Raw genomic sequence first — 22,564 nt, forward strand, 5'->3', positions numbered from 1 at the left:
CGCGCACCGGCCATCCCTTTCACCATAGCACAACCATCGGTGCAGATGACGTGTCTCACGCGCTGCCTGCGTTGGCGCAGATGGCGGCGTGGAGGCATGGCGGGAGGTCGCCCAGCGAGCGCTTCCCCGGCCGCCAGCACGCGGTGGCTGTGCTGCAACCACGTCGGTCTCCCGCTGACACAACACATGGCAGGACCAGAATGCGCCGGCAGGGCACCGACGACCCCGCCGGACGTTTCATGGCGCGGACATTCTTCCAGCCAGCGATGCACACCGGCCGGTTCGCGGCCGCCCTGCCGCTTCATGGTGGCCACGGAGCCGGGGGAGCGGGCATGGCTTCGGCAGCCGGGGGCTGGTAATCGGTTCCGGGCGAACATTTTCTTGGCGAAAGGTGGATGGAGCAGGCTAGGCCGCAGGTGGATTTGGAGGCAGCGCTGGCAGCCAGCGAGCGCCGGTTCCGGCTGCTGGCCGATCAGGCGCCGGTGATCATCTGGCGGGCCGGGCCGGACAAGCAGTGCGACTGGTTCAACAAGCCCTGGCTGGACTTCACCGGCAGGACGCTCGAGCAGGAGCTGGGGTATGGCTGGGCCGAGGGGATCCATCCCGACGACCATGCCCGCTGCCTGGAAATCTACACCACCGCCTTCGCCGCCCGCGAGCGCTTCACCATGGACTACCGGCTGCGCCGCCATGACGGCGTGTATCGCTGGATCCGGGACAATGGCGCGCCCTACTACGACGATGACGGCAGCTTCCTGGGCTATTTCGGCAGCGGGATCGATGTCACCGACCATGTCGAGACCGAGCTGTCGCTGCGCCGGGCGCTGAGCCAGGCCGACCAGTATGATCAGCAGCAGAAGCAGGCGCAGTGGCGCCAGGAGATGCTGATCCACGAGTTGAACCACCGAGTGAAGAACACGCTGGCGACGATCCAGTCCATCGCGATGCAGAGCTTTCGCGCCGGCGTCGACGTACGGTCGGGGCTCGCCAAGTTCGAGGGACGCCTGGTGACCTTGTCCCGCGCCCATGATGTGCTCACCCAGTCCAACTGGCTGGCGGCACCCCTGGACGAGATCGTCCAGTCCGGCATCGAGCCGTTCCGCACGCCGGAGGACGATGCCTTCACGATCGAGGGCCCGCCGGTCTGCCTGCCGCCCAAGATGGCGCTCAGCCTCGCCATGGGCATCCACGAGCTGTGCACCAACGCGCTCCGCTTCGGGGCACTCTCGGCCAGAGGCGGCACGGTGCGGATCGACTGGCAGGTGACGGGCGACGGCGAGGGCGAGCAGTTGGAGCTGACCTGGCGGGAAGCCGGGGGTCCGCCGGTGCACTCACCCGGGCAGCGCGGCTTCGGCACCCGCCTGATCGAGAGCGGGCTGGCCCGCGAGTTCGGCGGGAAGGTGACGCTGGACTTCGCGCCGGGCGGGCTGGTGTGCCGGGTGCACGCACCGCTTCCGGCCGAGGAACCGCCCTTGGTGGGCGGGCTGGTCGTGCCCCACCACTGACAACATATGTCAAGCCAGGGCAGCCGGACCGGAAATAGGATGGGTCGTCGTGTTCTGGTGGTCGAGGACGAGAGCCTGGTCGCCCTCCTCCTGGAAGACATGTTGCTGGAGCTGGGCTTCACCGTCGTGGACGTGGCGAGCCGGCTCGAGACCGGCATGTCCGCCGCGGAGCAGGCTGCCTTCGACGTGGCGGTGCTGGACGTGAACCTGGGGGGGGAAACGCGCAGCTTCCCGATCGCCGACCTACTGCGCCGGCGCGGCATCCCGTTCGTCTTCGCCACCGGCCACGACCCGAGCAGCCTGGAGCGCACCTATCCGGATGCGCCGGTGGTGCGCAAACCGTTCCTGCGCGGCGACCTGCGCAATGCGCTCGCCCGGGCCCTGGCCGGCTGAGCAGTCAGTCGGGCGTGGCCGGCATGATCAGCACGCGCAGTGCCTGCTCCGGCGCCAGATAGGTCTTCGCCAGCTCCTGCAGCGACGCCGTGTCCCAGCTCTGGAGGTTGGCCCGGTCGGTGCGGGCCGCCTCCAGCCGCTCGGGGAACTGGTGCATCGCCAGGATCACCGCATAGGCCCACCACTGGTTCGACTGGCGCGCGGCATCGCTCTGGGCCAGGCGCGGCTCCAGGGCGCGGCGCAGCTCGTCCGCCTCGATGCCCTCCCGCAGCCCGGACGCGGCCGCCACCGTCGCCGCATCATACTGCAGCGCATCTTCTGCCCGCACGTCGAGCAGGGCGGCCAGATAGCCGAAGTCCGGCAGGGTGATCGACATGTCGCTATAGACTTCCGGCGAGTAGCTGGCCCCGGCCTGCTCGCGCACCGTGTCCAGCAGCCGGTCCTGCAGGATGTCGCCCAAAAGGTCGAGCCCGGCCTTCAGGCGCAGGTCCCTGCCGTCCGCCGTGGGCCAGTACACGGCGGACATGGCCTGTTCCGCCGTACCGTGATGGGTGAACCGGACGGGCTCGGGCCCGGGCTCGGGCATCCGCACCGACGGGATCGCCAGCTCGGCACCTTCGCCCCGCTCGGGCAGGGCGCCGAACGTCTCGTCCACCAGCCGCACCGCCGCCTCAGGCTCGATGTCGCCCACCAGCACGACCTGCATCGGGCCGCGCCGCAGCGCGGGCGTCAGCCAAGCGCGCAGTTCGTCCAGGGTCCGCTCCGCCGCGTCCGCCTGGTCGGGCATGCCGAAGCGCGGGTCGCCGCCATGGAGGAAGCGCTCGACCGGCCCGCGCAAGAGGCCCGCGGGCGAGGCATCCATGGCCCGGTAGATGTCGGGGAGCCGGCGGCGGAACCGCTCCAGCGAGTCCGGCCGGTAGCCCGGATCGGTGACGAAGGCCGCCATCAGCCGGAGCTGGTCGGCCAGATCGGCGCGCGTGGTGGTCCCGGTCATGACGAACGAGGTCTCGGCCACGGTCAGATCGACGCCCACCTCCTTGTCGGCGAAGATCCGGGTGAGCTCGCTGGCATCGTGCTGGCCGAGCCCGCCGGCGACGAAGGCCTGGCTGGCGAGCAGGTCCAGGCCCGGCTGGTGCGCCGGCATGCTGAACGAACCCTGGCCGAAGCGCAGGGCCACCTCGATCGTGTCGGCCCGCAGCTTGGTGGGCTTCATGTCCAGGCGCACGCCGTTGCCAAAGCGGATCGAGCGGATGTCCAGGTCCTCGATGCGGCTGTCCTCGACGACCCCGGAGGGCTGGCCGAACTCCCCATAGGCGAAGGCCACACTGGCCGTTGCCGCAGGGGGCTCCACCGGCACCGCACGGCTTCTCTCATAGGCGTCCAGGATTTGCTGGCGGCCGTTCTCCAGCGGAAACGGGCCGGACAGCATGATCCGCGCGGAGCCGTCGCCCCAGGCGGCCTTGAGCGAGTCCTGCAACTTGGCTGGATTGAGTGCTGCTACCGTGCGCTCCAGGAGTTCCAGGTCGGCCGCTTCGCTCGTGTAAATTCCGCCTTCCTCGGCCGTCGAGATCAGGGCTTCGGCCCGGCGCTCGGAGGACATGGTGGCAGCGCTGGCAGCGCGGTTGCGGAACTCGCTGCGCAGGATCGCCACCGCCTCGTCCATCTCCCCCTGCGAGAAGCCGAAGGTGAGTGCCCGGCGCAGCTCCTGCTCGCCCGCCGCCAGGGCCTTCTCCCAGTCCGCTTCCGTGGTCTGCAGCGTCACCGCACTGATCTGGGCCACGGGTTTCATGTCCGTGGTCCAGGCTCCCGCCTGGCTGAACGGGGCGCCCGGGGTGAGGCCCAGATTCTGCAGCCGCCGGCTCAGCATGAGCTGGGCCGTCGCCTGCACGAGGCGCTGATCGACGCGCTCCAGCGTGTCGGCGGGCGGCAGGGGCGGCTGCGCATGCATGAGCTGGATGACGGTGGGCAGGCCCGGATCGACGAAATGGAGCGCATCCGTGCCGGTGGCGGTGAGCGTGCCGAGTTCCGGCGGCGCCGCCGGGGCTTCCGGCTGCACCAGGCTGGCGAAGTGGCGCTCGATCACCGGAACGACCTGGTCCGGCGCCACGTCGCCCGCCACCACCACGACGCTGCGCTCGGGCGTGTAGAAGTCGCGGTAGAAGCGCTGGAAGTCGGCCTGGGTCGCGTTCCGGATGACCTCGTCGGTCCCGATCGGGTTGCGCTCGGGATAGAGCGTGCCGGCCAGGGTGAAGGCCAGGAGCGCATTGGCGCTGCGGGCACCCGGCGTGTCGCGCAGCCGCTTTTCCGAAAGGATCACGCCGCGCTCCGATTCGATCCCGTCCGGCGGGAAGGTCAGCCGGCCGGCGACCTCGCTCAGGATCATCAGCCCGCTATCCACCAGCTCCCCGCCATTGCCGGGCAGCTCCAGCTGATAGACGGTGCTGTCGAAGCCGGTCCGTGCGTTGGTGTCGGCGCCGAAGCTCAGGCCCTGGCGCTGCAGGTAGCGCACGAACTCGCCGGGCGGCACGTTCTCCGAGCCCTTGAACGCCATGTGCTCCAGGAAATGGGCGAGGCCGCGCTGGTCGTCCCGCTCCATCAGCGAGCCCGCCTCGATCAGCAGGCGCAGGCTGACCCGACCGGGCGGCGTCCCGTTCGGGATGATCGCGTAGCGCAGCCCGTTCTCCAGCCGGCCCCAGGTCACGGTCGGGTCGGGCACCAGCGGCGCTTCTGCGCTGCGCGGCCAGGGCTCCGGCTCGGCCGCCACCGCGGATACGGTCGGCAGGAGCAGCAGCGCCAGGGCGAGCAGCCGCACGGCGAAGCACAGTCTGCCCAGGTAGTTCGCCACGGTCATCGAGCACCCATCACGGCCATCGGGAGGCCAAGAGGCTTCCCAGCTATGCACCGGAACGGCAAGCAGTCTCGTGCGTTCGGAACTCATGGGGCCGGGACCGGTTGAAGAAGAAGATGCAACCACCGCCGGGCCCGCCTGCCGCCCGGCTTTGCCATGGATGATGCGATGAACCCAGCCTGGACCCGGGTGCGGACCATGCGCGCCGCGACCGTGACCGGCCCCGGCCAGATCCGGATCGACGAGGTCCCGCTGCCGGAGCCGGGCGACCGGCAGGTGCGGATCCGCCTGGAGGGCTGCGGCGTGTGCGCCTCCAACCTGGTGCCCTGGTCTGGGCCGGACTGGATGCGCTTTCCGACCGAGCCGGGCGGGCTCGGCCACGAGGCCTGGGGCGTGGTCGACGCGGTGGGCGCGGCGGTGGACGGGCTGCGGCCCGGCCAGCGGGTCGCGGCGCTCTCCTATCACGGCTATGGCGAGTTCGACCTGGCCGAGGCGGACGCGGTGGTGCCGCTGCCGGACGCACTGGCCGGCAAGGCCTTTCCCGGCGAGCCGCTGGGCTGCGCCATGAACATCTTCGCGCGCTCCCGGATCGAGCCCGGGCAGACGGTCGCCATCATCGGGATCGGCTTTCTGGGCGCCCTGCTCACCCGGCTCGCCAGCGAGGCCGGTGCGCGGGTGATCGCGATCTCGCGGCGCCCCTTCTCGCTGGAGATCGCGAAGGCCTATGGCGCTGCCGAACTCGTGCCGATGGACGACCACCAGCGGATCATCGACCGGGTGAGTAAGCTCACCGACGGCCGGTTCTGTTCGCGCGTGGTGGAGGCGGTAGGCAAGCAGTGGCCGCTGGACCTGGCGGCGCATCTGACCGCCGAGCGCGGCCGGCTGGTGATCGCCGGCTACCACCAGGACGGGCCGCGCCAGGTCGACATGCAGCTCTGGAACTGGCGGGGCCTGGACGTGATCAATGCGCACGAGCGCGACCCGAAGGTCTATGTGGAGGGGATCCGGCAGGCAGTGGCGGCGGTGGCGGCAGGCCGGCTCGACCCGGAGCCCCTGTTCACCCATCGCTTCCCGCTGGGCCGGCTGGACGAGGCCCTGGATGCCACCCGCGACCGGCCGGACGGGTTCATGAAGGCGCTGGTGACCCCATGACTGGTTCGACACGCCCGCGCCTGGGCTTTCTCGGGGTCGGCTGGATCGGCCGGCACCGCATGGAGGCGATGCTCGCGACCGGGGCGGTGACCGCCGCCGCGATTGCCGACCCCTCCCCGGAGACGGTGGCAGCCGCCAGGGAGCTGGCCCCGGAGGCGCAGGTAGTACCGGATCTCGACGCCCTCCTGGCGCTCGACCTGGACGGGATCGTGATCGCCACGCCCAGCGCGTTCCATGCGGAGCAGTCCGTCCAGGCGCTGAAGAGCGGGCGCGCGGTATTCTGCCAGAAGCCGCTCGGGCGCACGGGGCCGGAGACCCAGGCCGTGGTCGACGCCGCGCGCCAGGCCGACCGGCTCTTAAGCGTCGACCTCTCCTATCGCCACACCCAGGGGATGCGCCGGATCCGGGAACTGGTGCAGGGCGGAGAGCTCGGCCGGATCTTCGCGGTCGATCTGGTCTTCCATAACGCCTATGGGCCGGACAAGCCGTGGTTCTACGACCCGGAGGCTGCGGGCGGCGGCTGCGTGATCGACCTGGGCGTCCATCTGGTCGACCTGGCCTTGTGGACGCTGGGCTTTCCAGAGATTGCGGAAGTGCGCGCGCATCTGCAGGCCGGTGGCCGGCCGCTGGCGGACGCGGCGGGGCAGGTCGAGGACCATGCGGTGGCGACGCTGGTCACCCAAGCCGGCACAGTCATCCGGCTGGCCTGCTCCTGGCGCCTGCAGGCCGGTTGCGATGCGGTGATCGGTGCGGAGTTCTACGGGACGGAGGGGGGAGCCGCCCTGCGCAACCGGGACGGCTCCTTCTACGACTTCGTGGCCGAGCGCTTCCGTGGCACCAGTCGCGAGCTTCTGGCCGAGCCGCCCGATCCCTGGGGGGCGAAGTCCGCGGCGGCCTTTGCCGAGCAACTCGCCAGGAGCCCGCGCTTCGATCCGGAGATCGAACGCATCAGCGAGGTCGCAGCCGTGCTGGATCGGATCTACGGGCGCTGAGGCGAAGAACGGGACCTAGCGGCTGCAGGCCGGAACCTTGGGCCGCACGGTCGAGACGCGCTCGAAGGAGTACTTGCAGGTCTCCATGTCCGAGATGCCCCGGTAGCCGGGGGCGTGTCGGGTGAAGAAGTTCGACATGCCGTCGAAGTACCCCTTCCTGCTCGTCAGCACGACCGGCCGCAGACGGATCACCTCGCCGGCGGCGTAGTCGCCGCCACAGGCGATGGCGGCGGCCTCCACCTGGCCGTGGTCACCCCTTTGGACATAGCCGCGATAGACGAGGTCGTCCGGGGCGTCGCCGGTGCCCTTGTAGAGCGCGGTGAACTGCCAACCGGTCTGCGCGATCGAGATGGTGGTGTGTTCCTCGAAGCTGCCGAACTTGCCGCCGGTCAGGCCATCGCAGAGGACGGTGCCCTTCCATTCCCCGGTCAGGTCGGGCGGGGCGGCGACGGCGGCCGTTGTCGATGCTGCAAGCAATACCAGGGCGGCCATCATGCCGGCAGTTCTGGCAACGACCATGGGCGCCTCCCTGATCATTATATTTCAGAGAGCAACAGTGTAATTTTCTGTCTTCAAGTGCTGCCTCTATCCGGGCGCAGAAATGACGCCGCAGTCCGTAGACTTCTCGGCAGGCAAGACGGCTGTGATCTACCGCGAGCGACCAGCCGGCAATGCGTTCAGCCGCTTCGGCCCGCTCACGAACGGGCTGCCCTGCTCGAAGAAGCGCAGCACCCGGTCGGTTTCGCGGGACAGGCCGATGCGGACGCTCTCGCCGATCGGGCCGGCCGGGCGGAGCGGTTCGCCCAGCCAGAGCGGGGCGCCCTGGCACAGGTCGATCCCGTCCAGGCTGCGGTCGATCGCCATGGCGCTGGCGAGCCGGCCCGGGCCGCGCGCCAAGTCGACCAGGCGGTCGGTGCCGCGGCGCTGCTGCATGAGCGGGATGCCGGCCGTCGGTTCGACCGCGCGGATCAGCACGCCACCACCGGTGCCCGGCGGCTCGGCGCTGACGTTCAGCGCGAACCAGCTGCCATAGATGAAATAGACATAGGCGTGACCGTGCTCGAGGAACATCGAGCGGTTGCGGGGGGTCGGGCCGCGGAAGGCGTGGCTGCTGCTGTCGCCCGGCACATAGGCCTCGGTCTCGACGATGCGCCCGGCGACGGTGCCGTCCAGATGGGCGTGGACCAGCGAGCGGCCGATCAGCCAGCGCGCCATGGCCTCGGTGGCCACGGGCAGGTCGGCGCGGGCGATCGGCGCCGGCAGGGCAGACGGGTCAGCCGCGGTCATCTGGCAGGCCGAAGAAGTCGCGGATGCGGCTTAGAAAGTCGGTGCGCCGGACGGGCACCGGCGGCGGCTCGGCGGGCTCGCTCCTGCCGTTGGCACGGTCGGCCTGGCGGTAGGCCAGGATGCCGCTCAGCCGTTCGGCGAGCTCGGGGTAGCGTTCCATCAGGGGCATCAGGTCCGCCTTGCCGATCTCGAACAGGAGGCTGTCGGTCCGCGCGGTCACGGTGGCGCTGCGCGGGTCGCCGGTGAGCAGCGAGAACTCGCCGAACATGTCGCCCGGCACGAACTCGCGCAACCAGCGACGCGGCCCGGACTCGGGCTCGATGCTGACGTCCAGCACCCCTTCCAGCACCACGAACATCGAGCTGCCGGGCTCCCCCTGGCGGACCGCAGGCCGGCCGGCCGGCACCCGCACCCGTCGCGCCTTGTGCGCCAGCTCCTTCAGCTCCGGGGGCGGCAGCGAGCCGAACAGGTCGCTGCGGGCGAGCAGCAGGTCCGGCTCGGTGCGGTGCTCCACCATGCGCTGCGGCATCGGCGCGTGGAACAGGTCGAGGCGCCGGTGCGCCGGGCCGATCCCGGCCTTGTAGAGATGGTGCAGCACGGCGGCGTGGAGCTGGTGGCGCAGATCGACCCGGGCGGCATAGCTCGGCACCCAGTAGCGCAGGTCCCAGACCACCCCATGCTCGCCGCAGGCGGTGATGCGCGCATCCGGCCGGTGCGCCTCGATCCGGATCGCCGCCACGGTCGCGGCGGCCGCGAGCAGGATGCGCTCGGCCCGGGCCGGCGACACCTCGTAGCCCAGCGTCACGGTGAGATGGTCGCGCCAGGGGCCCATGGGCTGGTCGAAATTGCGGAAGGCGCGGGTGGCGAGCTGGGCGTTGGGCACGACCAGGCCGATGCCGTCCTGGGTGACGAGCCTCGTGGTCAGCCAGCCGACCTCCTCGACCCGGCCGACCGTGTCCGGCTGCACCTCCAGCCAGTCGCCGATCCGGTAGGGCCGCTCCAGGTTGAGGGCGATGCCGGCGAACAGGCTGGCCAGCATGTCGCGCAGGGCGAAGCCCAGCACCGCCACCGCCACGCCCGAGGTGGTGAGGATGCCGGCCAGCGGCACCTGGAACAGCCGGGCGGCGATCACGAGCGCCACGGTCAGGAGGATCAGGGCGGCGAACAGGTCGGTGAGGAGGCGCGGCAGATGCCGGGCGCGCCGCGACCAGACCAGCACGTCCAGGAGGCGCACCAGCAGCCAGGCCAGCGCCAGCCACAGGGAGGCCGTGGCGATGCGGTCCAGGAGCCGGACCTGCTCCGGCCCGATCCAGCCGGCCAGCTCCGGCTGCAGCCCGCGCAGCAGGCTCAAGCCTATCAGCAGGACCAGCAGGAGGGCGACCGGCCAGAACAGCCGCCGTGCCGCCGATGTCGAAGCCAGCATCCGAACCTCTTCCGCTGCCCGGTCCCGGCATCCCCGGACCCGGCACCGCGCAGCCTTCGTGCCTATGGAGCAGGCCCGGCGGGTGGGTGCAACCGCACAGCGGGCGAGCCGGGGCCGGCGCCACGCACCCCGGGGTGCGGCAGGAAGGTCACGGCCTCGGCCCGGCACGCGCGCAGCCGGCCCCTCCACCTGTCAGTAACCAGGACCGGGTTCACCAGTGCCGGCAGAGTGAATATGCAGACCATACAAATACCACGGCGGGTCGGCGAGACAGATCCGATTGCCCGACAATGGTCGAGTAGAACATGGCCTGGCCAGGGCCAGAGCAGGTGACAGCACATCTCCATCCGTGACCGGGTCGCGCTACCACGCTGGTCGCGAACACCACGCAACGCATGTTACGCACAAGTATTTCCCCGACCTTCCCGGCCCGCCGTCGTGCCGCGGAAAGAACGAGTGCAGACGGCCGCCAGTAACAGCCCAGTGCAATTTTTGTTGCACCCCCTATTACAAAGCATAGGGTCACCGGACAAAGGACAGCCGAAACAAGGCGCTATCAACCTCAGGTTGGAGATTTGTCCCATGCTGCTCGACGCGATGTTGCAGCGGTTCGTGAAGGTCGGTGCCATCACGATCGTCGAGGCCGGGGGGCGGGAGAAGAGCTGGCACGGTGCCGAGGGGGGGCCCGTCACCAAGATCCGCTTCACCGATGCCAAGGTCGGCCGTGACCTGATGAAGAACCCGGAGCTGGCGGTCTGCGAAGCCTACATGGACGGGCGGATCGAGATCCTGGAAGGCTCGCTCTACGAGTTCATGGACTTCCTGATCGTCAATGGCGAGATCCAGTGGCAGGCGCAGCGCGGCAGCGTGGTCAATCGACTCCAGCTCGGCCTGCGCAAGATCCAGCAGTACAACCCGGTTGGCCGCGCCAAGCAGAACATCGCGCACCACTACGACCTGACGGACGAGTTCTACCGGCTCTTCCTGGACGAGGATCAGCAATATTCCTGCTCCTACTTCCCCTCGCCGGACACCGGCCTGGAGGAGAGCCAGCTCCTCAAGAAGCGCCATATCGCGGCCAAGCTGCTGCTCGAGCCCGGCCAGAAGGTGCTGGACATCGGGTCGGGCTGGGGCGGGCTGGGCCTGACCATCGCGGAGCTGGGCGGCGGCGACGTCACCGGCGTCACCCTGTCCGAGCGGCAGCACGAGGTCAGCAACGAACGGGCGCGCAGCAAGGGGCTGGCCGATCGGGCCCGCTTCCTCCTCCAGGACTACCGCCACCTGCGCGAGCGCTTCGACCGGATCGTGTCGGTCGGCATGTTCGAGCATGTCGGCGTGAACCATTACGACGAGTTCTTCGGCAAGGTCCGCGACCTGCTGACCGATGACGGGGTGATGCTGCTCCATTCGATCGGCCGGATGGAGGGGCCGAGCTGGACCTCGGCCTTCATCCGCAAATACATCTTCCCGGGCGGCTACATTCCTGCCCTGTCCGAGGTGCTGCCGGCGATCGAGCGCGCGGGCCTGTGGGTGACCGATGTCGAGATCCTGCGCCTGCACTATGCCGAGACGCTGAAGCACTGGCGCATGCGCTTCATGGCCCGGCGCGACGAGGCCAAGGCGCTCTATGACGAGCGGTTCTGCCGGATGTGGGAGATCTACCTGATCGGCTCGGAACTGTTCTTCCGCCGCCAGCGCGGCATGGTGTTCCAGATCCAGCTCGCCAAGGACCGCCACGCCGTGCCGCTCACCCGCGACTACATGGTCGATACCGAGCGGGCCTGGCGCTGTGCCGACCAGCATGCCGGCCTGCGCACGGTGGGTGGCCGCGACGCGGCCTGAGCGGGGTTGTCTTCTGTTGCCGTTCCGGCCGGGCTGGCCGGGACGGCGGCCCTCATACGGGCAGGTTGCGCAGGGCGATCAGCACGGCAGCACCGGCGACGAACGTCACCAATGCGCCGCTGCGCAGCGCCACCAAGGCGGTCACCACGAGCGCTGCCAGCTCCGCAAGGCCGCCGTCCAGCGCCGCCGGGGCCACCAGCGTCGTCAGCACCGCGGCCGGCACTGCGTCCAGCCCGGCCTGCACGCGCGGCGGCACGCGGGCAAAGCGCGAAAGGACCAGATGGCCCATGATGCGCGCCAGATAGGTGACGGCCGCTGCCGCCAGGATGATCCAGAGCGTCGTGCTCATCCGCGCCCGGGCTCCGCGTAGCGCGGCACGGGCATGGCGGCGGCCAGCAGGATGCCGGCGAGCCCGCCGATCGTGACATGCCAGGGCGAGCCCACGGTCACGTAGGCGAGCATCGAGCCCACCGAACTGGCGGCCACCACCGGCAGCCAGTTCGCCCGGCGGCGAAAGCCCATGACCAGGCTCAGGAAGTAGATCGGTACTAGGAAATCCAGGCCCAGCGCATGGGGGTCGGTGATCAGCCGGCCGAACGCGGCGCCGATGGCCGCCTCCGCGATCCAGGTCAGGTAGATCGGTAGCGCCACGCCCATGTACCAGGCAAAGGTCAGCCGGCGGCCGCCCTCCGCCTCCCGCTCGCTCTCTGCATATTGCAGGTCGACCAGCAGGAAGAAGGCCAGCGCCTTGCGCGCGGTGGGCCATGAGCCGATCAGCCGGCCGGCGGCGGCGGAATAGAGGATCGAGCGGGTGTTCACGATGAAGATCGAGAGCACGATCATCCAGGGTGCCGCCCGCTGGCCGAACAGCTCCACGCCCACGATCTGGCTGGCCCCGCCATAGACCAGCGCGCTCATCAGCGTGGCCTCGACCACGGAAAAGCCGTTGTCGGCGGCCAGCGCGCCGAACAGCAGCCCGAACGGCGCGATCGCGATGATCATGGTCGGGGTGGACCGCGCCCCGCGCCAGAACTCCGCCTTGCCTGAACCGGTCGACATGCCCACTCCCGAACGCCGGCGGCGTGTCTGGCGCATGATGCCAGCGCCGGCAAGCCGGCCAGGGTACCGCCATGCCGGCTGGGCGTTGCTGGAGCGGGAGCAGCATCGGCCAAGGGCCTCCCCTGCCCTCGGGCAGCAGGCCGACAGGAAAGGGCACGGCGCATGATCACCATCACCGCCATCATCAAGGCGAAGCCCGGCCATGAGGAGGAGGTGCACCAGGCACTGCTCATCTCCGGCATCGAGGGCTCGGCCCTCGAACCGGGGACGATCGGCTACCATGTCGGCCGCGCGGTCGAGGACCCGGCGGTCTTCACCACCTATGAGCGCTTCGCCAGCCGGGAAGCGATGGACCAGCACAACGCCACCACCGGCAAGCGGTTCTTCGACGCGGTGGGGCACCTGCTGGACGGGGCGCCCGTGTTCGCGGTGTGCGAGGAGATCTGGGTGAAGTGAGCTTACCTCCGACGTAATCGACCGCATGACCGGCGGCACGGCATGGTCTCCTCGCACACCAAAAAGGAGACCATGCCGATGTTCGATGCGGACGCGATCACCACCCGCTATCTGGCGGCCTGGAATGCCCGCGAGCCTGCCCGGCGCCGGGAAGCCATCGCAAAAGCCTGGGTCGAGAGCGGCAGCTATCTCGATCCCCTGATGGAGGCCGAGGGCCATGGCGGGCTGGATGCGATAATCGCAGCGGCCCAGGCGCAGTTGCCGGGCCTGGTCTTCAGCCTCGCCGGCACGCCGGACCTCCATCACGACCGGCTGCGCTTTTCCTGGACGCTGGCGCCTGCCGGCGGCGTGCCGGTGGCGCGCGGCACCGACTTTGCGGTGGTGGCCGAGGATGGCCGGCTGGCGGCGGTGACCGGCTTTTTGGACCGGGAGGGCGTGTGATGCCGACGATCCGCACGGCCGACGGGGTGGAGCTGTTCTACCGCGACTGGGGCCAGGGGCCGCAAACCGTGGTGTTCCTGGCGAGCTGGTCGCTGAGCTCGGAGAGCTGGGCCTACCAGATGCTACCCATGGCGGAGGCCGGCTGCCGCTGCATCGCCTATGACCGGCGCGGCCATGGCCGGTCCGATGATCCGGGCAGGGGCTATGACTACGACACGCTGGCCGACGAGCTGGCCTGCCTGATGGAAGGGCTGGACCTCAGGGAGGTCACCCTGGTCGGCTACTCGATGGGGCCGGGCGAGATCGTCCGCTACCTGACCAGGCATGGCAGCAGGCGCGTGGCGCGGGTCGCCATGCTCGGCACGGTCACGCCGATGCTGCGGCAGGCGGAGGACAACCCCTCCGGTATTCCGGAAGACGTGTTCGAGCAGGTCCGCCGGCAGCAGCTCATGCGCGACTTCCCGCAATGGATCGAGGACAATATCCGGCCGTTCGTGACGCCGGAAACCTCGGCCGGCATGATCGACTGGATCCGCTCCATCTGCCGGCAGACCTCGCTCCAGGCGATCGTCCAGTGCAACCGGACGATCACGTCTGCGGACTTCCGTGCCGAGCTGCCGCGGATCGAGCTGCCGGTCCTGCTGCTCCACGGCGAGGCGGACGAAAGCGCGCCGATTGCGCTGACCGCCGAGCCCAGCCTGGCCCTGCTGCCCAATGCGGAACTGGTGCGCTACCCGGGCGCCCCGCACGGCATCTTCCTGACCCATGCGGAGCAGGTGACGAAAGACCTGCTGCGCTTCATCCGGCCGGCGTGACGGGGCGTGCGCTGGCGGCTGCCGCCACGTCGCGCAGGCAGGCGATGGCGGCCACCGCCAGGAGCGGCTCCAGCGGCATGCGGAAGCGGCGCTCGGGGAAGGTCAGCGCATAGATCGCGAGGTTGCCGGCGACGAGCAGCAGCAGGGCCAGGCCGAACAGGCGCCGCCTGGGCCAGAACAAGGCCGATGCCAGACCCACCAAGCCCAGCGGCACGACGAGCAGATGGTAGAGGTTGCGCAGGTCGCCGCTGCCGAACTGCGCGTTCGCGACGGTGAGCTGCCCGTCCGGGCCCATCACCACCTCGCCGCCGCGCGCGATCGGTGCGGTGGCCGGGCTCAGGAACACGACCCCTTTCTCGATCGTCCGGCGCAGGAAGCGGGTCGGGTCGGCCAGGATCGCGCCGCGTGCGAGCTCGCCCAGATAGTCGTCGGCCCGCCACTGCTGGGATTCCCAGTCGATCCCGTAGGCAGCGATCATCGGCTTGATCCAGGGATCGGACCAGTCGACATCGCCCAGCAGGTAGAGGTCGCCCATCATCGGGTGGTTGCCCTTGAACAGGTTCATGCCGCCCGTGCTGGCGCCGGACAGCGCCACCCGGCCGAAGCTCGCCGCCAGATGGGCCTGCCAAGGCAGGAGGCAGGCGGCCAGCACCACGAGATGGATCAGGACCGGGCGGATGGCCGAACGCAGGGCACCCGCCTGCCAGATCAGGGTGATCAGCGTGACCGGGACCAGCACGATGCCGCTGGGCCTGGTCAGGAGTGCGAGTGCGGCCAGCACCGCCAGCAGCACGGCCTTGCCCGTGCCGTTCATGGGCCGCAGCAGGACCAGGACCCAGGCCAGCGTCAGGACGGTGAACAGGCCGGTCTCGCGCAGCACGAAGAACTCGCGCAACAGCGCCAGGTTGAGGGCAGCCAGGATCGCGGCGGCAGCACCCAGCAGCCGGTTGCCCAGGAGGCGCTCGGTGATCAGGGCGACCAAGCCCAGCGAGGCCAGCGCCATCAGCCCCTGGCCGAGCACGGCCAGCACCGCCCAGCTCTTGCCTGCGAGCAGCATGCACGCGGCGAGATAGAGGGGATAGACGGGCGGGCGCAGGGCGGTCGGGTGGATGCCGTCCAGCGAGTAGCGGCCGAGCGTGACCAGATGCTCGGCGATCAGCGCGTAGGAGGTCGAGCCGTAGCGCTCGAACGTGGCGAGGCCGTTCACGCCTGCCGCCAGGACCAGCAGCACGCAGAAGATGCCGGCCAGCAGCGGCAGGAAGCGCAGCCGATCCGCCCAGACCGGGCCGATCGCGAACCGGCCGCCCTGCCCGGGCGCCTGCGCGACCTCCGACGACATCACCATCAACTGCTCCTCAACTGCGGCCGTCCGGAAATGGCGCGCCGTGCGGGACTATAGCGGCCCCCGGTGGGGATCCGGCAACTGCCAGCGGCAGCAGGGCGGCCCAGGGGATGCCGGAAAAACCGCGTCGCCTCGGCGTTTGGCCGGTGCCATAGTCCGGCCGCGCACGACCATGTGAAGGAGGCCAGGGGCCGATGGCGGGACAGAAGGTGGCGCTGGTCACCGCGGGCGGCAGCGGCATGGGTGCCGCGGCGGCGCGGCGCCTGGCGGCGGACGGCTTTGCGGTGGGCATCCTGTCCTCGTCGGGCAAGGGCGAGGCGCTGGCGAAGGAGCTGGGCGGGCTGGGCGTCACCGGCTCCAACCAGTCCGTGGACGACCTCCAGCGCCTGGTCGACGGGGCGATGGCGCGCTGGAGCCGGATCGACGTGCTGGTCAACAGTGCCGGGCACGGGCCGCGCGCACCGGTGCTGGAGCTCACCGACGAGCAGTGGCACGCCGGCATGGACGTCTACCTCATGAACGTGATCCGCCCGACCCGGCTGGTGGCCCCGGTCATGCGGGCGCAGAAGGGTGGCGCCATCATCAACATCTCCACGGCCTGGGCGTTCGAGCCGAGTGCCATGTTCCCGACCTCGGCCGTGTTCCGCGCGGGCCTGGCCGCCTTCACCAAGCTGTTCGCCGACAGCCATGCCGCGGACAATATCCGGATGAACAACGTCCTGCCCGGCTGGATCGACAGCCTGCCGGCGACGGAGGAGCGCCGGCAGAGCGTGCCGATGGGCCGCTATGGCAGGAGCGAGGAGATCGCGGCGACGATCGCCTTCCTCGCCTCGGAGGGGGCCGGCTACATCACCGGCCAGAACATCCGCGTCGATGGCGGCCTGATGCGCTCGGTCTGACAAAGGGTGCAGCACGGCCGGCTGGTGGCGACCGTCAGTAGTCGGCCGGCCAGATCGGCTTTTCCAGGCCGCGCGGGTTCGGGCGGTGCTTGCCGCCATGGACGGTGGCGAGGATGCGGATGTCCCTCAGCCGGTCGGGGGCGGCCTCCATCTGGAGCGGGTCGTCCGACATCACCACCATGTCGGCCACCTTGCCGGCCGTCAGGGTGCCGTGGCTCTGCGAGAGCCCGTACTGCCAGGCCGCATCGACCGTCCAGGCGCGCAGGCCCTGCTCGATCGAGATCGATTCCTGCGGGCCCAGCACGGCCGGGCAGGCGGCCTGGTCCGTGTTGGGGTACCAGTCCGGCTGTTGGACCTTGCGGGTCTTGGCCACCCAGACCGAGAACAGCGGGTCCGGCGGCTCGACCGGCGAATCGGTGTGCAGCGTCACCCGCAGCCCCATGCCCAGCGCACTGCGCGCCGGATAGGGGAAATACTTGCCGTTCATCACCTTCGGGCCCAGCACCTGCTGGCACTGGGGCAGGCCCCAGAAATAGAGATTGCCCATCAGGAAGCTGACGGGGTCGTTGATGCTCTTCAGCCAGGACATGGTCTGCCTGCTGACGAACGGCGCGTGCAGCACGATGTCCCGGAACTTCCAGCCGTCCGGGTAGTGCGCCCGCCGCAGTGCTGCCACCGCCTTGTCGGCCGCCTGGTCGCCGTTCTCGTGGATCATGATCGGGTAGCCGGCGGCGTGGGCCGCCTCGATCCGGCGCTCCATCTGGCCTTCCCACAGGTCCGGCAGGCCCTGGTAGGGCTTGGGGAAGGGCGGCTCCGTGAACGGCGGGAAGACCATGTAGTAGGGGTCGTTCAGGAAGGCGGTGTAGCCCTGCGGGCTGCCGTCGGCGAAGCTCTTGACCCCGGCGACGAACATCTTGGGCTGGTTCTGGATCGCCGCCGTGGCCTGCTGCGCCATGGCGATCGTGTCGGCGAAGTCCGGGCTGGTGGCGTCATACATCATCAGGCCGACCGTGAACGGGAAGCCCGGGTCGTCCTTCATCATGTCCAGGTAGATCCTGGCATCACCGAACGAGGCCGCACCCTCCTGGATCAGCGTGTAGCCATGGCCGGCATAGATATCGATAGCCCTGGCGATCGAGGTGACCGCGGACAGCTCGTCGCCCTGCAGCACCTGGCCGACCCAGAAGGAATCGGCATAGAGCGCCAGGTCTTCGTTGAGCTGGCCGCGCCTGGCCAGCGCCAGCTCCTGCTTCGGGTTGATCGAGGGGCTGGTGCAGTTGGTCGTGATCCCGGCCACCCCGCAGATCCGGAGCAGCTTCAACGCCGGCGTGTTGGCATACGAGATATGGCCGGACTGGCTGGACACGAAGATCGGAATTTTGGTCGAGATCGCGTCCAGGGTCGCGCGTGCGTTGCCGTTCTCGAAGTTCGGGCAGGCGAAGCCGACATTGGTCTTCGGACCCTTGCAGCTCTTGCCATGGCCCAGCCGCGCCGGGTCGTAGCTCATCGCCAGGACGCGGGTGGCACCCTTCTTCCTGGCTGCCGCCGTGATCCGCTCGATCACGTCGTCCTGGCTCCGGACCGGGATGAAGCAGCGCTGCGGGTCGTCCGGCGTCTTGCAGCGTGGATCGCCCGGCAACGGCTTGAAGAACAGGTTCACCGACGAGACGTCGAGCCAGTGCTTCGCGTCGGTGAAGAACGCATAGCCCAGGAAGTGGGAATGCGGGTCGATGAAGCCCGGCAGCACGGTGGCGCCACGGAGCCGGACGGTCCTGGTATGGGGGCCGACATGCTCGCGGATCCGGGCATCGGAGCCAACCGCCAGGATCTTGCCGCCCTTGACCGCGACCGCCCTGGCCCGCGGCTGTGCGGCATCCATGGTCACGACATTGCCGCCCAGATAGATGGCGTCGGCGACCGGTGGCGGCGGTTCCTTGGCCAGTACAGCGAGCGGCATCAGCGCGCTGGCGACCGCCAGCGTCAACCATCGAAAACGCTTCGCCATTTGACCGCATCCCCGACTTGTTTTCACCGGAAACTTCCGTTGATAAGTCGAGGTGCGTCAAGTGTATGGACAAACGTACCAAGTATCCTTGGAAACGAACGACAACTCCCGGAACCGCGTCAGCCGGACGAGATGTGACCGTCGGCAAGGCGGGCTGCGGCAAGGGCCGCAGGCGCCCGGCTCACTTCACCGCACCGGCGGTGAGCCCCTTGATGAGATAGCGTTCCAGGAGGATGCCGACGATCGCGAGGGGCAGGATGGCGGCGGTGGCGAGTGCTGCCATGGACCACCAGTTGACGCCCTGCGAGCCGGTCTGGCTGGCGAGCATGACCGGGAGGGTGTTGGCGTTGGTGCTGGTGAGCAGGGCTGCGAAGAAATACTCGTTCCAGCAGAGCACCAGGGACAGGATGAAGGCCGCGACCATGCCCGGCAAGGCGATGGGCAGGATGATGCGGAAGAAGGCGCCCCAGATCGAGGCGCCGTCGATGAAGGCGGCTTCTTCCAGCTCGATCGGGATGGACTGGAACTGGTCGCGCATGATCCAGATCACGATCGGCAGCACGGTCAGGGTGTAGAGCAGGATGATGCCGATGCGCGTGTCGAGCAGGGCCAGCTCGCGGTAAAGCACCAGGAAGGGCATGGCGAGCACGACGGGCGGCAGGATGAGCTGGGAGAGGAAGAAGAAGGCCAGGTCGCGGTTGCCGAGCTTGCCGAACCGGTACTGGAAGCGGGACAGGCCGTAGGCCGCGAGCGAGCCCAGGGCCACGGCCAGGAGCGAGGCGCCCACCGAGATCACCACGCTGTTCTGGAAGCGCTTGAGGAACTCGTCGCGCACGGTGGAGGTCTGGCCGATCGTCTCAGGGGAGAGGCCGAGCGAACGCCAGCCGCGCCATTGTGGGGTGAAGTCGACCCAGGGGATCAGGTGGCCCTGGGTGACGTCGGCGGCGACCTTGAACGAGGTCGTCACTGTCCAATAGACCGGGAACAGCGACACGAAGGTCCAGAACAGGAGCAGCGCATAGACGATCACCCGGCCCCATGCCTGCCGGCTGGGCCGCTTCCGGGCGGAAATGTTCTGGTTGGGCAGACTGGTTGCCAACGGGGCCACTCCTAGCCTCAGGTCGTCGGGAAGCGCTTCATCCAGCGATTGATCAGCGCCAGCAGCACGGTCAGGAAGATCACGATCAGCACGAAGTAGAACTCCGCCAGCATCGTGCCGTAGCCGACGTTCGAGCGGTCGCGATACTCGCGGTAGATGAAGCTCGTTACCGTGTCGGTGGCGCCGCCCGGCCCGCCGGCAGTGGTGTTGATCACGATGTCGGCGAGCTTGAGCTGGAAGATGATGCGCAGCACGATCGCAGTGACGCTGACCGGCAGCATCAGGGGAAAGGTGATCTTCCAGAAGGACTGCCAGCCGGTGGCCCCGTCGATCTTGGCTGCCTCCATGATGTCCTTGGGCATGGCCTGCAGGCCTGCCAGGAGCAGGATCATGATGAACGGGATCGACACCCAGCTATCCAGGGCGATGATGCTGGCCCGGGCGATCCAGGGGGTGGCGAAGAAGGCCGGGCTGTCCCATCCCAGGAGGCGGGCGAACTGGGAGAGCGGGCCGAACCGGTACTCCATGAGCGACTTGCCGATCATCCAGCTCACCGCCACCGGGCTCAGCATGAACGGCAGGAGGAAGGCGACGCGGAAGAACTTGCGCGCCCGGATCTCGGCGTTGAGCAGGAGCGCCAGGCCGAAGGCGATCGCGTACTGGACCAGCACCGCCAGCACGTAGATCACCATGTTGCCCATGGCGTTCCAGTAATAGGGGTCGTTCAGCATCGCGACGAAATTGTCGACGCCGTTGAACTGCCGCCCGGTAAACGAGCTCAGGTTCCAGTCGGAAAAGGCGATGAACAGGCCGAAGACGGTCGGGAACACCACCACGGCCAGGGTGAACAGCAAGGCCGGCAGCACGAACAGCGCCCGCTGGCCCTGCTGCCCGCGGCGCAGCACCTGGCTGGCGCATACGGCCACCGACCAGATCACGTAGGCATAGAGCACCGGCCGCCAGTTGGCGAAGCCGACCTCGGTCAGCCCGGCGCTGTAGAGGCCCTGCACCAGCACGGCCGCGAGGAGCAGCGCGGTCGCCGCCCAGAACAGGCCGCGCCCGATCGCCTGGCGCCGGGCCGGGTCGGGTGCCGCCCGGACAGGGGCGGCGGATGCGGTCACGGACGGCGCAGGCGACATCTAGATCCTCGTCATGGGCGTCCGCCCGAAGGCGGACCTGAAAAAACCGCGCCGGCCCCGGCTAAGCGGGACCGGCGGGCAGGATAGCCTGGAAATCAGAGACCGAGCGAGGCCTTGTACAGCTTGATCTGCTGCTCGCGGCCGATCGAATCGGTGATCTTCTCCCAGGCGGCGGCGATGTTGTCGGCACCGGTCTGGGCATCGACCTGGCCGGCGAACACCTTGGCCAGCTCATCCTCGGCGACGCTGTAATACTGGAAGATGCCGGGGATGCGCGGCTCGATCGCGGCGTTGGGGTGGTTGTAGGAGTTGGACTGCGAGGCGAGGTAGCCCGAGATGAACGCCTCGTCGTAGCCGGCCTCGGTCCACTCCGCGATGTTGAAGTGGCTCTTGCGGTAGGGCTGGAAGCCCGACGGGTAGGCGGAGGTCCAGAGCGACAGGTCCTTGCCGCCCAGATGCGCCGCAGCACTCCAGGCCGCCTTGTGCTTCTTGCTGTCGCCATCGACCCTGGCCATCACGTAGATGCCCCAGCCGATATAGGCCATGTTCGGTGCGTAGTTCGGCCCGCCCGGGAGCTTGTCCCACTGGCCGGTCTTGCTGTTGTAGACGTCGTCCGAGCCCGGGAGGATGTCGAAGCCGCAGACCTCGCCGATCACCGAGGAATCGCTGGTCCGCGCGTTGGAGCCGATGTCGCCCCACCAGGAGATCATCGAGCCGGTGCCGAACAGGAACTGCTGGAAGCCGGTGGTGTTCGGGTCGGCGTTGAGCTGGTCGGCCGGCTGGTAGGGCAGCGAGTCCACCACGTCCTGGATGGTGCGCACCCAGGCCGGGTTGTTGATCCGCGGCTTCATCGTGTCGATGTCGAACAGCCAAGCCTTGTCGTCCGGGTGCTTGGCATAGGCGGTGGCGCGGCTCGCCAGGAAATAGAAGCCGAACCCGCCCCAGGGCTTGAGCGGGTCGAGATAGCCATAGGCGTCCTGGCCGGCGACCTGCCTGCCCTTGAGGAACTTCGTCGCCGCCTTGACCTGCTGCCAGGTCTTCGGCACGCCCCACTCGCCTTCGTTGCCCTCGGCCTTCCACGCCTCGGCCAGCTCCGGGTCGCTGAAAACGTCGGTCCGGTAGTTGAAGTTGTGGCAGTCGCCGTCGATCGAGATCCGGTAGGTCTTGCCGTCCCAGGTGCCGACAGGCGCCTTCAGGTAGTCGACATAGTCGTCCATGTCGATCTGGGCCTTGACCCAGTCCGGCATCTCCGAGGCCAAGCCCTTGCCGCAGACATCGCCCTCGAACGGTGCGCCCATCTCCAGGATGTCGAAGTCGACCGTGCCGGTCGCGATCGCCTGCTGCAGGCGCGGGTTGTAGTCGGCCTGGGCCAGGTCGATCCAGGTGATCTTCGCCCCGGTATAGGTTTCCCAGGGCTTGAGGAAGCCGCGGAACAGGAGGTTGTGCAGGTTCTGGTTGTTCAGCCCCATGAAGGTCAGCTCGACCCCGGCGAACTCGCCTTCCTGCACGTTCTGCCTGGTGGCGCCGAGACAAAGCTCGCCGACCTGCTGCCAGTCGGCGTCGCCCGGCGAGCCGGCACCGACGCCCGGGATCTGCAGGATCTGGGCGCGGATGTCCTCCTGCGCCCCCGCCGGCCGGGACAGCGCACCCAGCCCCCCGCCCATGCCCAGCGCCATGCCGAACCCGGCGGCACCCTGCAGGAGCCGCCGCCGGTCGACGCTCAGAATGTCCAGCCGATCGTTCGACCATTTCGCCATTGTCGATACCCTCCCCGTCCTGGCAACAGTCGGGGATCCCGCGGCCATGTGCTGCGGCGGCCAGTTCGTCTGCGCTCGATCCCCGTCGCGCAGACTTCCCCCGGATCCAT

20 protein-coding genes are annotated in these 22,564 nt (G+C 69.0%); 9 read left to right on the forward strand and 11 right to left on the reverse strand.

Annotated elements, in window-relative coordinates; genetic code table 11:
* Positions 1-395 precede the first annotated feature (395 nt).
* Together HLA95_RS12810 and HLA95_RS12815 are read left to right on the forward strand one after the other, a co-directional pair.
* A complete protein-coding gene (locus HLA95_RS12810; protein WP_222183549.1) occupies positions 396-1,505 on the forward strand; it encodes a sensor histidine kinase in 1,110 nt (369 codons plus the stop codon).
* 39 nt (positions 1,506-1,544) lie between these two features.
* Entirely contained in the window at positions 1,545-1,898 is a 354-nt protein-coding gene (locus tag HLA95_RS12815) for a response regulator (RefSeq protein ID WP_191059343.1), read from the forward strand.
* Positions 1,899-1,902: 4 nt separating this feature from the next.
* Here the strand turns inward: HLA95_RS12815 and HLA95_RS12820 are convergent, their stop codons facing one another.
* On the reverse strand, positions 1,903-4,749 hold the full coding sequence (locus HLA95_RS12820; RefSeq protein ID WP_191059342.1) for a M16 family metallopeptidase: 2,847 nt from the start codon (positions 4,747-4,749) through the stop codon (positions 1,903-1,905).
* A 165-nt stretch (positions 4,750-4,914) separates the two neighbouring features.
* On the opposite strand from HLA95_RS12820, the gene HLA95_RS12825 reads away from it, so the two are divergent.
* Entirely contained in the window at positions 4,915-5,898 is a 984-nt protein-coding gene (locus HLA95_RS12825) for an MDR/zinc-dependent alcohol dehydrogenase-like family protein (RefSeq protein ID WP_222183551.1), read from the forward strand.
* Entirely contained in the window at positions 5,895-6,890 is a 996-nt protein-coding gene (locus tag HLA95_RS12830) for a Gfo/Idh/MocA family protein (protein WP_191062077.1), read from the forward strand. The genes HLA95_RS12825 and HLA95_RS12830 overlap by 4 nt, the downstream gene beginning before the upstream one ends.
* A 15-nt stretch (positions 6,891-6,905) precedes the next feature.
* Here the strand turns inward: HLA95_RS12830 and HLA95_RS12835 are convergent, their stop codons facing one another.
* From HLA95_RS12835 to HLA95_RS12845, 3 genes are all read right to left on the reverse strand, one after another.
* Complete coding sequence (locus HLA95_RS12835) at positions 6,906-7,409, reverse strand: hypothetical protein (RefSeq protein ID WP_191062076.1); 504 nt, start codon at positions 7,407-7,409, stop codon at positions 6,906-6,908.
* Between the two features lie 129 nt (positions 7,410-7,538).
* A complete protein-coding gene (locus HLA95_RS12840; RefSeq protein ID WP_222183553.1) occupies positions 7,539-8,177 on the reverse strand; it encodes a DNA-3-methyladenine glycosylase in 639 nt (212 codons plus the stop codon).
* Complete coding sequence (locus HLA95_RS12845) at positions 8,164-9,600, reverse strand: mechanosensitive ion channel family protein (RefSeq protein ID WP_222183555.1); 1,437 nt, start codon at positions 9,598-9,600, stop codon at positions 8,164-8,166. Before HLA95_RS12845 ends, HLA95_RS12840 begins: the two co-directional genes overlap by 14 nt.
* A gap of 582 nt (positions 9,601-10,182) precedes the next feature.
* Between HLA95_RS12845 and HLA95_RS12850 the strand changes: the two genes are divergently transcribed.
* Entirely contained in the window at positions 10,183-11,442 is a 1,260-nt protein-coding gene (locus tag HLA95_RS12850) for a cyclopropane fatty acid synthase (protein WP_191062164.1), read from the forward strand.
* A 52-nt stretch (positions 11,443-11,494) separates the two neighbouring features.
* Here the strand turns inward: HLA95_RS12850 and HLA95_RS12855 are convergent, their stop codons facing one another.
* Together HLA95_RS12855 and HLA95_RS12860 are read right to left on the reverse strand one after the other, a co-directional pair.
* Complete coding sequence (locus tag HLA95_RS12855) at positions 11,495-11,791, reverse strand: AzlD family protein (protein ID WP_222183557.1); 297 nt, start codon at positions 11,789-11,791, stop codon at positions 11,495-11,497.
* On the reverse strand, positions 11,788-12,501 hold the full coding sequence (locus HLA95_RS12860; RefSeq protein WP_191059357.1) for an AzlC family ABC transporter permease: 714 nt from the start codon (positions 12,499-12,501) through the stop codon (positions 11,788-11,790). The genes HLA95_RS12855 and HLA95_RS12860 overlap by 4 nt, the downstream gene beginning before the upstream one ends.
* A gap of 162 nt (positions 12,502-12,663) precedes the next feature.
* Between HLA95_RS12860 and HLA95_RS12865 the strand changes: the two genes are divergently transcribed.
* The 3 genes from HLA95_RS12865 (at position 12,664) to HLA95_RS12875 (ending at position 14,213) form a co-directional block, all read left to right on the forward strand.
* Complete coding sequence (locus HLA95_RS12865; RefSeq protein ID WP_191059358.1) at positions 12,664-12,957, forward strand: putative quinol monooxygenase; 294 nt, start codon at positions 12,664-12,666, stop codon at positions 12,955-12,957.
* Positions 12,958-13,035: 78 nt separating this feature from the next.
* Entirely contained in the window at positions 13,036-13,398 is a 363-nt protein-coding gene (locus tag HLA95_RS12870) for a nuclear transport factor 2 family protein (RefSeq protein WP_191059359.1), read from the forward strand.
* Complete coding sequence (locus HLA95_RS12875; RefSeq protein WP_191059360.1) at positions 13,398-14,213, forward strand: alpha/beta fold hydrolase; 816 nt, start codon at positions 13,398-13,400, stop codon at positions 14,211-14,213. Before HLA95_RS12870 ends, HLA95_RS12875 begins: the two co-directional genes overlap by 1 nt.
* Here the strand turns inward: HLA95_RS12875 and HLA95_RS12880 are convergent.
* Positions 14,197-15,558 carry a glycosyltransferase family 39 protein gene (locus HLA95_RS12880; protein ID WP_191059361.1) on the reverse strand — a complete coding sequence of 454 codons (1,362 nt, stop codon included), beginning with the start codon at positions 15,556-15,558 and terminating at the stop codon, positions 14,197-14,199. The two genes, HLA95_RS12875 and HLA95_RS12880, sit on opposite strands and share 17 nt — an antisense overlap.
* A 191-nt stretch (positions 15,559-15,749) precedes the next feature.
* Here HLA95_RS12880 and HLA95_RS12885 point away from each other — a divergent pair, with 191 nt between their 5' ends.
* Positions 15,750-16,454 carry an SDR family oxidoreductase gene (locus tag HLA95_RS12885; RefSeq protein WP_191059362.1) on the forward strand — a complete coding sequence of 235 codons (705 nt, stop codon included), beginning with the start codon at positions 15,750-15,752 and terminating at the stop codon, positions 16,452-16,454.
* 34 nt (positions 16,455-16,488) lie between these two features.
* Here HLA95_RS12885 and HLA95_RS12890 read toward each other — a convergent pair whose 3' ends face one another.
* The 4 genes from HLA95_RS12890 to HLA95_RS12905 all read right to left on the reverse strand — a co-directional run bounded on the left by HLA95_RS12890 (position 16,489) and on the right by HLA95_RS12905 (position 22,454).
* A complete protein-coding gene (locus HLA95_RS12890; RefSeq protein ID WP_191059363.1) occupies positions 16,489-18,459 on the reverse strand; it encodes an amidohydrolase in 1,971 nt (656 codons plus the stop codon).
* Positions 18,460-18,640: 181 nt separating this feature from the next.
* Positions 18,641-19,531 (reverse strand): carbohydrate ABC transporter permease, encoded by an 891-nt coding sequence (locus HLA95_RS12895; RefSeq protein ID WP_370467486.1) that lies wholly within the window; start codon positions 19,529-19,531, stop codon positions 18,641-18,643.
* Positions 19,532-19,575: 44 nt separating this feature from the next.
* Positions 19,576-20,697, reverse strand: a complete 1,122-nt coding sequence (locus HLA95_RS12900; protein ID WP_191059365.1) for a carbohydrate ABC transporter permease — start codon at positions 20,695-20,697, stop codon at positions 19,576-19,578.
* Between the two features lie 95 nt (positions 20,698-20,792).
* Positions 20,793-22,454, reverse strand: coding sequence for a type 2 periplasmic-binding domain-containing protein (locus HLA95_RS12905; RefSeq protein ID WP_191060336.1), 1,662 nt, complete (start codon positions 22,452-22,454; stop codon positions 20,793-20,795).
* Positions 22,455-22,564 lie beyond the last annotated feature (110 nt).

Source organism: Geminicoccus harenae (assembly GCF_019800005.1).
Taxonomy (GTDB): Bacteria; Pseudomonadota; Alphaproteobacteria; order Geminicoccales; family Geminicoccaceae; genus Geminicoccus; species Geminicoccus harenae.

Excerpts from the sequence above, each read along its gene's own strand:
- HLA95_RS12845 (WP_222183555.1), bottom strand. The coding sequence starts at position 9,600 with ATGCTGGCTTCGACATCGGCGGCACGGCGGCTGTTCTGGCCGGTCGCC.
- HLA95_RS12875 (WP_191059360.1), top strand. The coding sequence starts at position 13,398 with ATGCCGACGATCCGCACGGCCGACGGGGTGGAGCTGTTCTACCGCGAC.
- HLA95_RS12830 (WP_191062077.1), top strand. The coding sequence starts at position 5,895 with ATGACTGGTTCGACACGCCCGCGCCTGGGCTTTCTCGGGGTCGGCTGG.
- HLA95_RS12855 (WP_222183557.1), bottom strand. The coding sequence starts at position 11,791 with ATGAGCACGACGCTCTGGATCATCCTGGCGGCAGCGGCCGTCACCTAT.
- HLA95_RS12890 (WP_191059363.1), bottom strand. The coding sequence starts at position 18,459 with ATGGCGAAGCGTTTTCGATGGTTGACGCTGGCGGTCGCCAGCGCGCTG.
- HLA95_RS12865 (WP_191059358.1), top strand. The coding sequence starts at position 12,664 with ATGATCACCATCACCGCCATCATCAAGGCGAAGCCCGGCCATGAGGAG.
- HLA95_RS12835 (WP_191062076.1), bottom strand. The coding sequence starts at position 7,409 with ATGGTCGTTGCCAGAACTGCCGGCATGATGGCCGCCCTGGTATTGCTT.
- HLA95_RS12905 (WP_191060336.1), bottom strand. The coding sequence starts at position 22,454 with ATGGCGAAATGGTCGAACGATCGGCTGGACATTCTGAGCGTCGACCGG.
- HLA95_RS12810 (WP_222183549.1), top strand. The coding sequence starts at position 396 with ATGGAGCAGGCTAGGCCGCAGGTGGATTTGGAGGCAGCGCTGGCAGCC.
- HLA95_RS12850 (WP_191062164.1), top strand. The coding sequence starts at position 10,183 with ATGCTGCTCGACGCGATGTTGCAGCGGTTCGTGAAGGTCGGTGCCATC.
- HLA95_RS12880 (WP_191059361.1), bottom strand. The coding sequence starts at position 15,558 with ATGGTGATGTCGTCGGAGGTCGCGCAGGCGCCCGGGCAGGGCGGCCGG.
- HLA95_RS12825 (WP_222183551.1), top strand. The coding sequence starts at position 4,915 with ATGAACCCAGCCTGGACCCGGGTGCGGACCATGCGCGCCGCGACCGTG.
- HLA95_RS12900 (WP_191059365.1), bottom strand. The coding sequence starts at position 20,697 with ATGTCGCCTGCGCCGTCCGTGACCGCATCCGCCGCCCCTGTCCGGGCG.
- HLA95_RS12820 (WP_191059342.1), bottom strand. The coding sequence starts at position 4,749 with ATGACCGTGGCGAACTACCTGGGCAGACTGTGCTTCGCCGTGCGGCTG.
- HLA95_RS12815 (WP_191059343.1), top strand. The coding sequence starts at position 1,545 with ATGGGTCGTCGTGTTCTGGTGGTCGAGGACGAGAGCCTGGTCGCCCTC.
- HLA95_RS12840 (WP_222183553.1), bottom strand. The coding sequence starts at position 8,177 with ATGACCGCGGCTGACCCGTCTGCCCTGCCGGCGCCGATCGCCCGCGCC.
- HLA95_RS12885 (WP_191059362.1), top strand. The coding sequence starts at position 15,750 with ATGGCGGGACAGAAGGTGGCGCTGGTCACCGCGGGCGGCAGCGGCATG.
- HLA95_RS12860 (WP_191059357.1), bottom strand. The coding sequence starts at position 12,501 with ATGTCGACCGGTTCAGGCAAGGCGGAGTTCTGGCGCGGGGCGCGGTCC.
- HLA95_RS12870 (WP_191059359.1), top strand. The coding sequence starts at position 13,036 with ATGTTCGATGCGGACGCGATCACCACCCGCTATCTGGCGGCCTGGAAT.